Source organism: Nocardia sp. NPDC059228 (assembly GCF_042754245.1).
In the GTDB taxonomy this organism is placed as follows: domain Bacteria; phylum Actinomycetota; class Actinomycetes; order Mycobacteriales; family Mycobacteriaceae; genus Nocardia.
On sequence record NZ_JBHZAL010000003.1, the window covers coordinates 378239 to 392446 of the forward strand.

Consider the following 14208-nt stretch of genomic DNA (forward strand, 5'->3'; position numbering starts at 1 on the left):
CGAACCGCACGGGATACGGCAGGGCGCGGCGAGCGCATTCTTCCGTCAGTCCGAAACCGGCATTCCTTCAGGAGAAGTCGATCTTCCCTCATCGGCCGCCGCCGAAATGGCCGTACTGAGTGCCGCCGTGCCCTCGAACAGCGCCCGGGACCGGTTCTCGATGCTCTTGTCCCGCGCGGCCAGCCCGGCCATCACCGCGTCCCACCGCCGCGCACCCCGGAACTGCGGCATCAACTCCTGCAACTGCGGAATCCGGTACCCCGCGGCCCGTAACTGATGCACGATCCGCGCATCCCGCACCTCGGCCGGCGCATATCTGCGTGCACCCCGGCTGTCCCCGCGTCCGGGCACAACCAGCCCCATCGCGTCCCAGTGCCGCAGCGTGGAGGCCCGCACTCCCAGTGCCTCCGCCAACTCGGTCACGCCCATCTCGTCCGAGGGACGCGTATCCGTGACGGGTTCTTCGGCGATCAACCTGGCTGCGGCCCTGGCGATTTCGAGTTCCCGCCGCTCGCCGTCGAGCCGCCCGTGCGCCGCATCCAGTAACGCGAGCATCTCGGTGCCGGCTCCGGCCTGCGCGGCCCGCAGGATCTGCTTGGCCGCCCCCGGCCCCGCGCCCGCCGTGAGACTCCGGTACGCCCGCACGGACCAGAGATGGGCTTCGCCATACATCCGGTAGCCGGCGTCCGTGCGGATCGCCGGCGGCAGCACACCCTCGTTCTCCAGGTTGCGAACCTGCTGCACCGAGCACCCCGCAAGCCGCGCCACATCCACCGTCCGCAATCGGCCCGAGTTGCGACTTGGCAACTCCCCACCTCCCTATATCCAGGGAAAAGTCCACACAAGCACTTCAATGTAACGCTGTAACTCATGACCATCGACGACCTGGCCGCATACATCGAATCCCTCGGCGGCGTCCTCGCCCTCCACCCGGCCCCCGGTGACGGCACCCCCGAAATCGCCTGGGGCGACTACTTCTTCTACTACGCCCCCGACGGCATCACCCCCACCACAGTCCAGCCCTTCGCCACCCTCATCACTAAGGACTACCCCGACGACAGCACCTCCCGCCTCGACCGCCCCGGCACGTTCCGCCTGAACATCAACACATCGCGGGACGAGTTCATCGAGTGGACAGGTCACACTCCCCGCGAATCAGGCTCCCTCGACCCGAGCGCCACCGACACCCTGATCCCCCACCCGATCTACGCCTCAGCCGCCTGGCTAGCCGTCGTCAACCCCGGCCCCCGAACCGAGGCCCCCATCCGGAACCTGCTCCGAAACGCCCACGCTCGAGCCGGCGCCCGCTACGAACGCCGCACCGAATCCTGACAAATGCATGGCACACTCCTGCGGCGGCGGACGAGCCACCTCGGCAGCCACTCCGCGGCCATCGCGTGCGACTGGAAGTAATCCATCGGCGTTGTAGGGGCTGACCGACCAGAAGCCCTCCACCTGAGTTCAGAGCCTGGTGAGCAGACCGTCGACGAGAGCGCGCAGGCCATGTTCGTAGGTGTCCATTTCGGTGAGCTTCGCCCAGCGGTCGGCGACTGCGGCCAGCCTTGGCAGCTCAGCGGAATCGATGTTGGCGAAGGTCTGTTCGCGGAATGTCGCTCGGGTGTCGGTGGCGCGGCGTCGTGTTGCCGAGGCCCGCGCGAGGATCTCGCCGATTGTGTAGTACCAGACCGTGCGGTACGCGTGCACCGCGTTGTCGGCGGTGAGGCCGCTGGTCATCGCGGCGTCGATGATGGTTTCCGGATACCACAGGGCTGCCGGTGAGAACAGGTCGTCTGCGGTCAGCACCTCGACGATCCACGGCACCCGCGCGAGGGTGTCGTGCATGGCGAGCGCGGCGACGATCAGCTGTTCTCGCGGGTTGTCGGGGAGGTCGGGTCGTTGCATGCCCGTGGCGGCTTCGTCCAGGAGCAGCAGCAACAACTCATCCTTGTCGCGCACGTGGTGGTAGACCGCCATCGGCGTGACGCCCAGTTCGGTCGCGAGTCGCCGCATCGTCAGTGCTTCCACGCCGTGAGTCTCGATGAGCTCGCGTGCGATGGCCACTATCTGTGCTCGCGACAGGCGCGGCGGACGTCCGGTACGGCTTCCCACCGAACCATCTTGGCATGAGCTCTCGACAGCGAGGCCGATGTTGGTCTAGTTTTTATACACGTACAAAAACGTCTCTGGAGGAACCCTCATGCAACTGACCCCTATCGACCTGTTCGCCTGCGGCGTGCGCATGCTTCCCGACGGGCAGGTGTTCGGCGAACAGCGCCGGATGAGTGGCGATATCGACGGCTGGACGCTGGCTACCTTCCACCTCGAGTCCGACGCCGACGCACATGGTGATCACTGGGAGATCCACCCGGCTGGAGCTGAACTCGTCGCAGTGCTCTCCGGTGGGATTCGCATGTATTTGCGGCCGGAAAGGCCTGGAGACGAAGAGGATTCGTTGTCGGTGGGGCCGGGGCAGGCGTATGTCGTGCCGCAAAACCGGTGGCACCGCATTGAACTGGAAGGACCTACCGACCTGATGTCCGTGACACTGCGCCGCGATACGCGTCTGGAACGACGCGACCTGTGACAACCGCGGCAGCACAACAGATTCCGAAATAGACGGGAGCGAAACAGATGTACCTCGTCACCGGCGCCACCGGCAATGTCGGCAGGCAGGTTGTCGAGCGACTGCTCACTGCCGGCGCCACGGTTCGCGCTACCAGCCGCAACCCCGCTGCCGCCACACTGCCTGCCGGAGTGGAAGTCATTGCCTCGCAAACGGACTCGCATGCCCTGGCGGGAGTGACCGCGATATTCCTCAACCCGGCCGCGGTGCACGACACCGTGGATGCACTGCTTCGGCAGGCCACGGCGGCCGGGGTGCGCCGAATCGTCTTGCTGTCCTCGTCGTCGGTGCTCGACGAGCATCCCGGCAACCACACCGGCATCGCCCACCGTGAGCTCGAACAACGCATCGAACGCACCGGACTGGAATGGACCTTCTTGCGGGCCGGGATGTTCGCGGCCAACACCCGGCAGTGGGCCGGGCAAATCCGTGCCGGCGAGGTGGTTCGCGCCGCCTACACCGATGCCCTGATCGCCCCGATCCACGAACGCGACCTCGCCGCCGCCATCGTGCGGGCACTGCTGTCCGACGACCTGCTCTCCACCGCGCCGGTCCTCACCGGCCCGGAACTGGTGACGCAGGCAGAGCAGGCGAAACTGATCGGTGAGGCCATCGGCAAGCCCATCCGATTCGAACCGGTCGACCCGTCCGACGCGCGAGACCATATGGCTGCCCAAGGGATTCCCTCGAGCATCGCCGACTCGCTGCTGCGCTACTACGAACGGGCCATCTCGCACCCGATCGAACCCACACCGATCTCGACCGACCTCGTCGGCGAACCGCCTCGCAGCTACCGGCAATGGGTCCTCGACCACACCGCTGACTTCCGCTGACCCGGGCCGGTAGCCGAAGAGCGAATCACCAACCACGCTGGGTCGCACCTCGAAACGTCAGCCACCGCTCACCGTTGATCGGCAGAGGCGGATGTCTCTGGGCCACCATTGGTCTCGCCGCTGACCGCCCCGCGCTGGCCGGTCCGCGAAACGAGGGGCCCCAACTTCCATGGGGCTCACCCGATTACGACCGATTCCCCGATCGAGAAGATCTCGGTCCATCGAGGTCTTCCCGCCAGCTCTTCGAGCGTCGTAGCAGACGCGGCCGGTAGTGGGGTGGTGCAGTTGGATCACAGCTATGAGGGAGCCGCACCGGTCACTCTGGCGGGCAACCGAATTGGAGAGCATCCCACCAGCACCTGGACCAGAACCTGGCCAGGACCCAGCCCTACCACCATTCTCCGAGCAGCCGAGTTTCGGACGACCGGTGCAATCCCGCACAATCTGCTGTAGAACAGCAATCTCGAGCCAATTCCTCAGCTGTAGTGCGCGTTTGGAACGGTTGGGTGGCCGTTCATTCGCACATGGCAGCGTGCTCTTCTGCTGTAGACCGCAGGAGCTGATGTCGGCGAAACCCCGGAGGGTCCGGGGCGAGGCCGGACCCTCCGTAATGACCGGGTGGCTGAAGGGCTGGGATTTCAGTCAGGTGGTCCGATGAGTTCGGCGATGATTTCGATGCCGAGGGCGTAGGCGGGCACGCCGGCGGTCAGGACAGCGGTTTCGGCCACGCCGATCAGGTCGCCGGTGGTCGCGCCGGCGTGGAGTGCGCCGCGGGCGTGGATCCGGGCAGGCTCGGATCGGCCCAGGGCCAGCAGTTGACCGAAGTGGACGAGCTGCTGCACGCGTGGTCCCAGCGCATTATCGGTCAGCACGATGTGCCGCAGCGCCATGATCGCTTCTTCGGTGTCGAGCCGATCGTGTTGTTCTGCCAGGCGCAGGCGATCTTCGGCGCCGCGGGGGATGGTGCCGAGGGTCGAGCGGTAGCGGTCGCGGATCGCTTCGGCGCGGGATGCGGTGTCGCTCATGACACCCGGGCCATCGACGCGCGGACGGCCTCGAGGGCGCCCGCGGGGAAGTCCACGGCCCCGCCGATCGCTTGCGCGGCGATTTCCGCTTCGGCGCTTTCCTCGATCGCGTACACGAGCTCGGCGGCCGACGCGGGGTCCGTGCCGAAGACCATCAGGCCGTGGTTGGCCAGCAGCACGGCCCGCGTGGTCGGGCGTTCGTCGAGGACCTGCGCGATGCTGCGGACCGACACGTCCGACCCGCGCGGTCCCCATGCGACGATCGGCACGTCCTCGGCCTGGCCGAAACGCAGCATCGGCTCGGTGCGGCACGGCAGCGGCCGATTGGCCACGGCGAACGCGGTCGAGGCGGGGGAGTGCGTATGGATGACCGCCCCCACCTCGGGGCGCTTGCGATAGACGATCCCGTGCATGGTGATGATCTCGGCGCTGGCGGACCGCAGCTCTCCCTCGAGGACCCGACCGTCCTGGTGGACGATCGCCACCTGGTCGGGGCGCAGATCGCGGACGAAGCCCGGGGTCATGGCGAAGCGTTCGCTGTCCACCCGCGCGCTGAGGTTGGCGTGCCCGGAGTGCGACATCACGCCGGCCACGAAGAGCTGCGCGGCGGTCTCGGCGATCTGTTGGGCCTGTGGTGTCGTCGCCGGTGTTCCCGTCATGATCTGACCTTTCGGATTCGGTTGTCGGCGGCCGGTTGCCGCCGGTGACGACTACCGTGCGCCTTAAACTTGGGTTTAAGTCAAGCGTCGAGTCAGACGAGGAGGAACGGCCGTGATGACCATCGGCCAGCTCGCCGCGAGCACCGGAGTCCCGGCCTCGGCGATCCGGTATTGGGAGCGGCACGGGCTCTTGCCGGAACCCGAGCGGCGCGGTGGGCAGCGCCGCTATCCGGCCGACGCCGCGGACCGGATCGTGCTGTTGCGCAAATGCCAAACAGCCGGTCTCAGCCTGGACGAGATTCGCGAGTTCCAGCAGGACCGGCCGCAGCGCAAGGCGATGCTGACCGCCAAGCTCGTCGAGATCGAGCGCCGCATCATCGACCTCCAACATGCCCACGAACTCCTGGCCCACGCCGTCCAATGCAGCAAACCCGACATCGTGACATGCGCGACGTTCCGCGCGCAGATGGCGACCTGGCAGTCACCACCCAACGACCCGACATAGCCCGACGTGCTACACCACCGCGAGTCGAGCCAATGTGCCGCTGTCCGATACGGGCCCGAGACGGGTGCACCTCGGCGGCAGCGGCTCGGACAACTCCCCAACTCGCCGAGCGGCCCGACTGCCCGGAAATTCGTCAACCGAGACGAAACATTGTGCAGCACAACTCATCCCGAAACATCGCTATCGAAATCACAACGGCGTGAGACACGTTCCAAGATTCCGCATCGCGACAGCACGGCGCAAAGGGACGGCGCCAAGTAGCCGTCCGCACTTGCTCAGCGCACAGTTCGCATCGCTTGAAGGTCGCGAACCATGCTGGGAGGGTGAGGAAGAAGCCGCGCCGAGGTCCGAATACCTTTGTGCCCGCCTGGAACCCACTACGACGGCCCGTATCTGATGCCGCTCGTGGTCGGTTGCGATTTTCTGCGGGCGCTTCGTCCTGGGTGGGCACCCGGTAGTGCGCCCTATTTCGGTGCCTGGAAGCCGCCGATCCTCTGCTCGAGCAGTTCGGCCAGTCGCAGCGGGGTGCGGTCCTCGAACATCGGACCGATGAGCTGCACTCCCACCGGCAGACCCTCGGGTGACCGGCCCGCTGGTATGGCGGTAGCGGGCAATCCGGGCATGGTGGCCACACCGGCCCAGACGAGCTGGTCGAAGTACGGGTACTCGATGCCGTCGATGTCGATGTGCCGGTTCTCCAGACCTCCGTTGTGGTCGTGCGGGAAGGCGGGAGTGGGCGTGATGGGGCACACCACGGCATCGAATTCGGCGAAGAGCTGCCGCCAGCCGTGGCGGTGGAGTTCGCGACGGTTGTTCGCCTCGACCCAGTCGCGGTGGCTGAGCACCATGCCGCGCAGCCGCGCCGCATCGAGACTCCGGTCGTCCGCGCTCAGGGCGGCGGCGTGGGTCTGCAGCTGTTCGTACACGTCGACGGAAAGACTTGCGGCGGCGTTCGACAGCATCAGCTGCATGTAGAGCGTCGCCGCTTCGGTCGGATCGGGCAGCAGCGGACTGTGCCGTTCGACGCGGGCGCCCTCGTCGACGAGCGCCTCGGCGACCAGGTTCACGCCCGCCCGCACCGCCGATCCGGTCGGAATGAGCGGATGGTCCTCGATGATCAGGACGCGGAAGTCCGCCAGTCGCTCGTGGCGCGCGGGCGGCAGCGCGACGTCGTAGGCGACGCCGTGGGTCAGCGGGTCCGGTCCGGCCATCACGTCGAGCAGCAGCGTGAGGTCGCGGGCGGTGCGCGCCATCGGACCGACGACGGCGAGATCGAGATCGACCGGCAAGGCGGGCGCGGTCGGCGCGACCATACCGCGGTTCGCTACCAGACCGAGTGTCGGCTTGTGTGCGTAGACGCCGCAGAAATGCGCGGGGGTGCGTAGCGAGCCGGCGAGGTCGGAGCCGATGGACAGCGCGCCGAATCCGGACGCCAGTGCCGCCGCCGATCCGCCGGAGGATCCACCCGACGTGCGGCCGTGATCCCACGAATTGTTGGTGGTGCCGTAGATCTCGTTGAAGCTCTGGATATCTCGCAGCATCAACGGCACATTGGTCTTACCGAGCAGCACCGCGCCGGCCGCCTTCAACCGCGACACCTGTACCGAGTCCTCGGCCGGTACGTAGTTCGCGTGCTGTGGCATGCCCCAAGTCGTGGGCAGCCCGGCGATGTCGTAGGACTCCTTGACCGTCACCGGAATACCCAGCAGCGGCCGGTCCTCGCCACGGGCTCGGGCCTGGTCGGCATCGCGGGCGGCGGCCCGCGCACGGTCGAAATCCGGCACACAGATCGCGTTGATCACCTTGTCGTCCCGCTCGATACGCGCGATCGCCTCATCGGTCAGTTCCACCGAGGTCACTTCACCAGCATGCAAGGCAGCCGCGAGTTCTTCCGCCGACTGAAAATTCCAATCCATGAATCCGACGTTATTGGCCTGCCGCAGAAGACATAAAATGCCGTTACGCGCAACGGGAAGGTCGAACGGGCCACCTTTACCGGCAATGTCACGCACTCGATCCGTCATCAGAGGCGGCCCCACAGCAGGTCATGGTGTTGGCAGTGGGTTAGTGCCATTGGCGCAGGCCATGAAATGCAGTTTCGCACAACGGGATAGATATCTCAGTACTCGCCCGGCTTCTCTCGGGGCCTGAAAGACTAGTCGCCCGACCGCTGGCCATGGCGGCGCGCGGCGAGTTCGGTGTCGGCCCGGAAGTTCAGCACCGTCATGGGGACACCCTCGCGTCCTTCGCGAGGCTGCGAACCGACGTGTACCCGGAGTGCTTCATCGGCATCGGTATGTCCGGACCTAGGCAGTAGCGGACGTTCTGCACCGCACCAGGTTCCGGTGAGTACCAAGCCGTCCATCTCGGCCCGCTCGGACCACGCCTGTGGCAAGCGGGGGAGCTGCGGGCAGATCGAACGAAACCGAGGTTGGACGGCCTTTACACGAGATCGGATCAGAGGCAGGTGGCGGCGCTGTTGCACGGCCGATCAGCACTGCCGGTAAGGAGATTGAGGAGGTTGATCACGGCACTGCCGCTGTCCGGTGTGTAGATCGGCTGGGCGACAGCCGGCTGGTCTGCGGGCGAGGCGAGTTCCAGGGCAACCCCGTCGACCGACGTGGGAGAGGCGGCGGCGACCGCGGAGCCCGCCGCGATCGCGGCGGCGGCGACCGTGGCTACCAGGCCGGTACGGAGAGCAGAGCGAACAGTAGTCATCGTGTGGAGACCCATCTCTTGGAATGGAAAAGCACTCGCAACCATTCCAAGATCGCTGTCCCGCAGACAGCCACGGGTTCCGGTGCCCCGATCAGCAGGGGCACGACGTGCTTCGAATTCATGGCACTTCAGCACGCGCGCCCAATGGACGATGGCCGAGTCCCGATCCGGAACCGGCGGGGAAGGTCTTGAGGTACCCAGGTAAATGCCCTCAACTCGGCAGCTCCGGACGTCCCGCGCGGACGCCAACGGCCCGAGATAGCCTCGGGCCGTTGATCTTCGGACTGTCGCATCTGGCCGCCGTGCAGTGCCGACAGCATTATCGATAACGAAATTCAGCTGGGGACTTCGAATACGCCGCTACTTGACCGAGCCGGCCAACTGATCGGCATACGGGGCAATGAATTTCCCGACGATGGGAAGCTCCGCGCGGACGCCGCCGGTGTTGTTCGCCTGGACCATGGCCATGATCCAGACGACGACCGCGAAGACCACGACCGCGAGCCCGGCGAGGCTGAAGATGATCCCCACGACTCCGAGGAGCGAGCCGACGATACTCAGGACGATATTGACCACCGAGACCGCCCCGAAGAAGACGATCGATTGCGAGGCATGGAATTTCACGTCGGGATCGTTCTTTCCCAAGAATAGGAAGATGATTCCGGTGAGCCACCCCAGCGCGTACGACAGAATCGCGCTGGTCTTTTTGTCCAAGCCGGCGGACTGCGGTTGGTTCGCGGGAGGTTGAGAAGATGTCATGGGGTAAGTAGACGCCGCGCGCGCCACCTACCGATCCCAACTTTCAGCACGAACCCACAGGTCGCGGACCGGCCGACGACCGCCCAAGTAGCCGGACACGCTCGCCGATGACGTCAGGGTTCGCTGAGAACTGCCGCCAGGAATCACAAGACGCGGTCGGCGGCGTGAGGTAGCGTCGCCGCCGGCGACCGGCGGGGGCCGGGTCCTGGAGTTCGGTGGGGAGAGATCATGTTCGGTCGGTTGGCCGCGGTGACTGCGGCGATGGCGGTATCGGTGCTGCAAGCCGGAGGTGCGCAGGCCGCGCCCAGTCCGAGCATGCTGCCTACGCCGGGTGGGCCCATGCCGGTCGGCACCACCACCATGCATCTGGTGCAGCACGGCCGACCCGATCCGTTCACCCCGGACAGCGACCGCGAACTGATGCTGTCGGTCTTCTATCCGGCGGCCGACGTCACGAATCTGCCTCGCGCACATGCATTGTCAGCGGTCGTGCTGCCTGCGTTGGAGCGGCAGCTGGGCACGCCGCTTCCGGTGCTGCTGTCGAACTCCTACCAGGAGGCCCCAGTCGCGACGGGCTCGTATCCGGTCGTGCTGTATTCGCCCGGGCAGAGCACCCCGAGGTTGCTGGGCACCGGTACTGCGGAGGAACTGGCGAGCCGGGGTTACGTCGTCGTCACTGTAGACCACACCGGCGATTCCCCGGTCGTCGAGTTCCCGGGTAACCGGATCGTCGGTGCCGCAGCGGAATTCACTGCGATCCCGGGTGGGCAGCGGCGCGACATCCAGGTCGCCGATGTGGAGTACGTGCTGGACGCGTTGACCGCACTGCATGCCGGCGCCGACCCGGACGCCGAGAATCGCCCGCTGCCTACCGGTTTGGGAGCGGCACTGGACCTCACCCGGGTGGGAGCCTTCGGGCATTCACTGGGTGGCACCACTGCCGTCGAGGTGGCGGCCCGGGACCCGCGCATCGATGCCGTCCTCGACATGGACGGCGCCATCCCGGACAGCGACGACTGGGGCGAGACCGGCACCGACGGTGTGCGTCAGCCCCTGTTGGTGCTGCGCAGCGCGCAGACCGTCGACAACGGCTCCGGACACGAGGCCTTCACAGTGATGCTGGATCACGCCCAGAGCTGGAAGACAGAGCTGGAACTGGCGAACTCCGCCCACGAGGACCTCACCGACCTGAACCAGCTGATCCCCAGCCCGATGTTCATGGGCGGTGGCGCGATGGTCGGCCCGATCGCTCCCGCGCGTGCCGACGCCGCCCTGCGCACCACGGTGACGAGCTTCTTCGACAAATTCCTCCGTGGCAACGGATCCACCGCCCTGGAGCACCCGGAGACAATCCCGGATATCACCGTCATGCGCTGAGGCCGACTGGTCTCGGGGGACGGACCCGAATACGCCAGAAATGGGCCGTGCCAACGGCCGACCTGCAAACTCGCTGCCAGACGGGGCCGCCGAGCGAGCAAATCTGCATTCCAGTAGATCCCGCAGTACGAGGCATGGACACGCACAGGTCCCCGTGGATACCGAGCCATCTCGACTCCCGGCGGCGAACTGGCTATCTGGTCCGCACGCCAGGGGAGTCGGAGATACACGAAAACGACCTTGCCAGTTGACCTTCGAGCCTTCCCGCCTGGCCGTTCCGACTCCCCGGCCGACGAGCCGAACTTCACCGTCGTGATCAACGACGCCCTCTGTCCCTAGCCAACCATTTGATCTTCCGACACCAGCGCCGGCCGATGAGATCAGCGCGGTATGTGGCATGGTCACGCATGGTGAGGGGCCGACATCATCTCTGCCAGTTGATCTTCGGGGTTCAGGCGCGCTGACGCTCAACCCGTTTCGGTTCGTGGCATGGTGATGCGCGAGCGCGTTCGATCGCACACCACCCTTGCCTGGAGGTTTCGGCCGTCGGAAGGACCTGCGGATAGTGGATCAGTAACCGATGGTGAAACGCCGCTGCACGAACCGAGGCGTCTCGATCTCGTCGAGCAACGCAACAGCGGTGTCCTCGAAGGAGATACGACTGTGGCCGTCGCTGTCGAGGACAGGCTGGTCGCCGCCGATGCGGTAGCGGGCGGTGCGCTCGCCGGGACCAATCTGTTCAGCGGGGCTGAGATAGGTCCACAGGCGGTTCGAGGTCCGCAACACCGTCAATGCGTCGCGATGCCCGCGCACCGCGGCGGCATAGCCGCGGGGCAGGCCGAGGCTGTCGAGGCTCGCGTGGAGGCGCTCGTCGTCGTCGACAGTGACCTTCCCCGGTGCGTACTCCAGGCTGCCCGCGCCACCGACGACGATCAGGCGGGTGCGCGGGTGCATCTCGAGGGCCCGCAACAGGGTGCGCGCCACGGTGGCGTACACGCTGGGGTCCGCGATCGATTTCTCCACGGTGTCCTCGAAATCCGCTGCGGCATTGCCGGGTTGGTAGCAGCTGATCAGCACGTCCAGGCCCGGCAGCTGCGCGGCGACAGCGTCGCTGTCGAACACGTCGAGTGCGGCCCAGGTCACATGCTCGTGGGTGGCGTTGGCGCGTGCGGTGTCCCGGGTGAACGCCTTGACGCGATGCCCACGCGAGAGTGCCTCGCCGACAAGGCGCTGACCGATGTTGCCCGTAGCTCCGATGATGCCGATGAACACTGGTTCCTCCTCTAGCACGTTACGGCGTGAGAAAACTATACGCCGTGAGGTAACCTAACTCGACGCACTAACTTCACGCAATGTAAAGTGCTGATATGGGTACTGCGACGCCGACGCGGCGAGAACGGCGCCGGGTCGAGACGACCTCCGAGATCAAGGATGTAGCGCTGCGCCTGATGGCCGAAGGTGGTCCGGGCGCAATCACACTCCGTGCGATCGCCCGGCAGATGGGCATGACCGCCAACGCCGTCTACAGCTACTTCTCGACCCGTGACGAACTGATCACGGCACTGATCCGCGACGTGTATTCCGACCTCGCCGACGCGCTCGAGACCGCCCGCGACGCACTTCCCGCTGGGGACGCCGCAGGTCGAATTCTGGCCTGGGCGTGTGCCTTCCGGGACTGGGCATTGCGGCATCCCGAGGGGTTCCGCCTCATCTACGGCGACCCGGTGCCCGGTTATCAGGCACCCGACGGTGGTGCCGCGCCGGAAGCTGAACACCGTGTGTGCGCGGGCCTGACCGGACTGGCGGCGGGCGCGTGGCCACACGCCGAGGCCGCCTACGCCGACAACGGATTCGAGTGGTCGGACTTCGAACCCAAACTCGTGAGCGAGGTGCACCGGGAGTTCCCCGACCTCCCCCCGACCGCTGTCGCCATCGCGCTACGCATCTGGGGCCACCTGCACGGGCTGGTTTCGTTGGAGATTCTCGGCCACCTGCGCACTCAGACGACCAACCCGGACAAGCTGTATCGCAATGAGATCGGCCATCTCATCCGCGCTCTGGGACTCACACTGCCTACCGCACACCCTTCGCCGGGCGGCAGGTGAGGCGGTGTGAACGGAACAGACGGGACCGGGGCGGGCAGGCGCCCGCTCTCGGTGCGACCGTGACTGTGCCTCAATTGCTGTGTCCTACTTGTCGGCTGGCGCGTACACCAGTTCGAGGATTCCGGACGGGAAGGCCGTGCTTTTCACCAAGCGCAGGTTCACGGGCTGATCCAGCTCGGGGAACAGTGGCGCGCCCTTGCCCGTGGCGGCGGGCAGCACCCACAGCCGGTACTCGTCGACCACGCCGAGCTTGATCAGGGAGTGCATGAACTCGGTGCCGCCGACGGCGACGAGGTCCTTGCCGGGCTCGGCCTTGAGCTTGGCGATCTCCTCGGTCGTGTCACCGCCGGCGATCCGGGTCTCGGGCCAGTTGTCGGCGGATTTCAGGGTGCGGGAGAACACGACCTTGGGGATCTCGTTCATGGCCTTGGCGGACGGGTGGTCGGAGGTGGGCCAGTATCCGGCCATGATCTCGTAGCTGTTGCGGCCCATGACAAAGGCCCCAGCCTCCCACAACTGGTTGACGAAGTACTGCTCCTGCTCGGGGTCGTCGATGCTCATCATGACGTCCCGGATTCCGTTGTCCGCGTCAGCGCTTTTACCGTCGAGCGAGACGTAAAAACCCAGAATCAACTTCCGCATGCCGGTGCCTCCATGTGCTGTCGGTATGTCCAGAGATATCGACGACGCATTCACCCGAAAGTCATCGGTGCAGCCGAAATCGTGTCAACCACTGCGGAAGCCCTGAAATCGGCAGTGCAGGATGTTGTGGCTGCGCTGGCCAGAGTGCTTCTCGGGCAGCGTGTTTGCCGTTCGGTGTGGTGCGGGTCAGTTCTGCGGGGCGGGCTGAGGCTGTGGATCGGCCCACTTGGAGGTGCCCGGGGCGGCCTGCCAGGTGTTCAGCAGGTCGATGCCCGCGGCGATCAATGTCGGGCCACCGGCCACCAGGCCACCGATGATTCCGCCTGCCGGGACCCCGGCAACACCGCCGGGAATGCAGCCGATCGCGATGCTGGCGACGCAACCGACAACGAAACCGATTATCCCGCTGACCAATGCGCCGATGATCCCCGATAGAGCACGCGATGATCATTTAGTGATGCGGTGACCGTGTTCTGCTGACCTTGTACCCTGGCTCACGGTGGCATGCGAGACTCTCCGCATGGCCAAGGCTTCTGCTCTTCCGCCAGGGTTTCATTCAGTGACACCACGCATGGTGGTCGATGACCAACTTGCCGCGGTCGAGTTCCTGCGGACGGTATTCGAAGCAGTCGGCGACGTCGAGCCGAATCGACCTACCGAGGTCCGTATCGGCGACTCGCTGGTCATGGTGTCGGCATCTGGCGAACGCGAGGTGTTTCCAGCCTTTCTGTACGTCTATGTCGATGACGTCGCCGCCACATATCAGCGGGCGCTGACCGCGGGGGCAGTCAGCGTGGAGGCACCGCTCGACACGCCGTATGGTGATCGCCGAGCCATGGTGCGCGACCCGTTCGGCAACGTCTATCAGATCGCGAGCCGGAGCGGGACCACCGCGTCAGGTTGAGCCCAGCGGCCGCGGATGGTCAGCGGCCGAAGCGATTCCGGCGATAGGCGGCACCGAA

General features: G+C 66.0%; 18 protein-coding genes. 8 read left to right on the forward strand and 10 right to left on the reverse strand.

Annotated elements, in window-relative coordinates; translation table 11 throughout:
• Positions 1 to 45: 45 nt before the first annotated feature.
• Positions 46 to 774 (reverse strand): MerR family transcriptional regulator, encoded by a 729-nt coding sequence (locus tag ACFXKA_RS07885; RefSeq protein WP_379426563.1) that lies wholly within the window; start codon positions 772 to 774, stop codon positions 46 to 48.
• Between the two features lie 96 nt (positions 775 to 870).
• On the opposite strand from ACFXKA_RS07885, the gene ACFXKA_RS07890 reads away from it, so the two are divergent.
• Entirely contained in the window at positions 871 to 1332 is a 462-nt protein-coding gene (locus ACFXKA_RS07890; RefSeq protein WP_379426564.1) for a DUF6194 family protein, read from the forward strand.
• A gap of 129 nt (positions 1333 to 1461) precedes the next feature.
• On the opposite strand, the gene ACFXKA_RS07895 is transcribed toward ACFXKA_RS07890, so the two are convergent.
• A complete protein-coding gene (locus ACFXKA_RS07895; RefSeq protein ID WP_379426565.1) occupies positions 1462 to 2109 on the reverse strand; it encodes a TetR/AcrR family transcriptional regulator in 648 nt (215 codons plus the stop codon).
• 88 nt (positions 2110 to 2197) lie between these two features.
• On the opposite strand from ACFXKA_RS07895, the gene ACFXKA_RS07900 reads away from it, so the two are divergent.
• Entirely contained in the window at positions 2198 to 2584 is a 387-nt protein-coding gene (locus ACFXKA_RS07900) for a cupin domain-containing protein (protein ID WP_379426566.1), read from the forward strand.
• Between the two features lie 47 nt (positions 2585 to 2631).
• Positions 2632 to 3456 carry an SDR family oxidoreductase gene (locus tag ACFXKA_RS07905; protein ID WP_379426567.1) on the forward strand — a complete coding sequence of 275 codons (825 nt, stop codon included), beginning with the start codon at positions 2632 to 2634 and terminating at the stop codon, positions 3454 to 3456.
• Between the two features lie 638 nt (positions 3457 to 4094).
• Here ACFXKA_RS07905 and ACFXKA_RS07910 read toward each other — a convergent pair.
• Complete coding sequence (locus tag ACFXKA_RS07910) at positions 4095 to 4481, reverse strand: carboxymuconolactone decarboxylase family protein (protein WP_379426568.1); 387 nt, start codon at positions 4479 to 4481, stop codon at positions 4095 to 4097.
• Positions 4478 to 5140 (reverse strand): class II aldolase/adducin family protein, encoded by a 663-nt coding sequence (locus ACFXKA_RS07915; protein ID WP_379426569.1) that lies wholly within the window; start codon positions 5138 to 5140, stop codon positions 4478 to 4480. The genes ACFXKA_RS07910 and ACFXKA_RS07915 overlap by 4 nt, the downstream gene beginning before the upstream one ends.
• A 115-nt stretch (positions 5141 to 5255) precedes the next feature.
• Between ACFXKA_RS07915 and ACFXKA_RS07920 the strand changes: the two genes are divergently transcribed.
• Positions 5256 to 5645 (forward strand): MerR family transcriptional regulator, encoded by a 390-nt coding sequence (locus ACFXKA_RS07920; protein ID WP_354833182.1) that lies wholly within the window; start codon positions 5256 to 5258, stop codon positions 5643 to 5645.
• A 464-nt stretch (positions 5646 to 6109) separates the two neighbouring features.
• On the opposite strand, the gene ACFXKA_RS07925 is transcribed toward ACFXKA_RS07920, so the two are convergent.
• From ACFXKA_RS07925 to ACFXKA_RS07935, 3 genes are all read right to left on the reverse strand, one after another.
• On the reverse strand, positions 6110 to 7657 hold the full coding sequence (locus ACFXKA_RS07925; RefSeq protein WP_379426570.1) for an amidase: 1548 nt from the start codon (positions 7655 to 7657) through the stop codon (positions 6110 to 6112).
• Positions 7658 to 8102: 445 nt separating this feature from the next.
• On the reverse strand, positions 8103 to 8363 hold the full coding sequence (locus ACFXKA_RS07930) for a hypothetical protein (protein WP_379426571.1): 261 nt from the start codon (positions 8361 to 8363) through the stop codon (positions 8103 to 8105).
• 360 nt (positions 8364 to 8723) lie between these two features.
• A complete protein-coding gene (locus ACFXKA_RS07935; RefSeq protein WP_379426572.1) occupies positions 8724 to 9077 on the reverse strand; it encodes a DUF4870 domain-containing protein in 354 nt (117 codons plus the stop codon).
• A gap of 273 nt (positions 9078 to 9350) precedes the next feature.
• Here ACFXKA_RS07935 and ACFXKA_RS07940 point away from each other — a divergent pair, with 273 nt between their 5' ends.
• Both ACFXKA_RS07940 and ACFXKA_RS07945 read left to right on the forward strand, forming a co-directional pair.
• Positions 9351 to 10499, forward strand: coding sequence for an alpha/beta hydrolase family protein (locus ACFXKA_RS07940; RefSeq protein ID WP_379426573.1), 1149 nt, complete (start codon positions 9351 to 9353; stop codon positions 10497 to 10499).
• 117 nt (positions 10500 to 10616) lie between these two features.
• Positions 10617 to 10838, forward strand: coding sequence for a DUF6188 family protein (locus ACFXKA_RS07945; protein WP_379426629.1), 222 nt, complete (start codon positions 10617 to 10619; stop codon positions 10836 to 10838).
• A gap of 231 nt (positions 10839 to 11069) precedes the next feature.
• On the opposite strand, the gene ACFXKA_RS07950 is transcribed toward ACFXKA_RS07945, so the two are convergent.
• On the reverse strand, positions 11070 to 11771 hold the full coding sequence (locus ACFXKA_RS07950) for an NAD(P)-dependent oxidoreductase (RefSeq protein WP_379426574.1): 702 nt from the start codon (positions 11769 to 11771) through the stop codon (positions 11070 to 11072).
• A gap of 95 nt (positions 11772 to 11866) precedes the next feature.
• Here ACFXKA_RS07950 and ACFXKA_RS07955 point away from each other — a divergent pair, with 95 nt between their 5' ends.
• Entirely contained in the window at positions 11867 to 12604 is a 738-nt protein-coding gene (locus ACFXKA_RS07955; protein ID WP_379426575.1) for a TetR/AcrR family transcriptional regulator, read from the forward strand.
• An 84-nt stretch (positions 12605 to 12688) separates the two neighbouring features.
• Here ACFXKA_RS07955 and ACFXKA_RS07960 read toward each other — a convergent pair whose 3' ends face one another.
• Both ACFXKA_RS07960 and ACFXKA_RS07965 read right to left on the reverse strand, forming a co-directional pair.
• A complete protein-coding gene (locus tag ACFXKA_RS07960; RefSeq protein WP_379426576.1) occupies positions 12689 to 13246 on the reverse strand; it encodes a dihydrofolate reductase family protein in 558 nt (185 codons plus the stop codon).
• 186 nt (positions 13247 to 13432) lie between these two features.
• Complete coding sequence (locus ACFXKA_RS07965) at positions 13433 to 13660, reverse strand: hypothetical protein (RefSeq protein ID WP_379426577.1); 228 nt, start codon at positions 13658 to 13660, stop codon at positions 13433 to 13435.
• A 106-nt stretch (positions 13661 to 13766) separates the two neighbouring features.
• On the opposite strand from ACFXKA_RS07965, the gene ACFXKA_RS07970 reads away from it, so the two are divergent.
• On the forward strand, positions 13767 to 14150 hold the full coding sequence (locus ACFXKA_RS07970) for a VOC family protein (protein ID WP_354833200.1): 384 nt from the start codon (positions 13767 to 13769) through the stop codon (positions 14148 to 14150).
• The last annotated feature ends 58 nt before the right edge of the window (positions 14151 to 14208 follow it).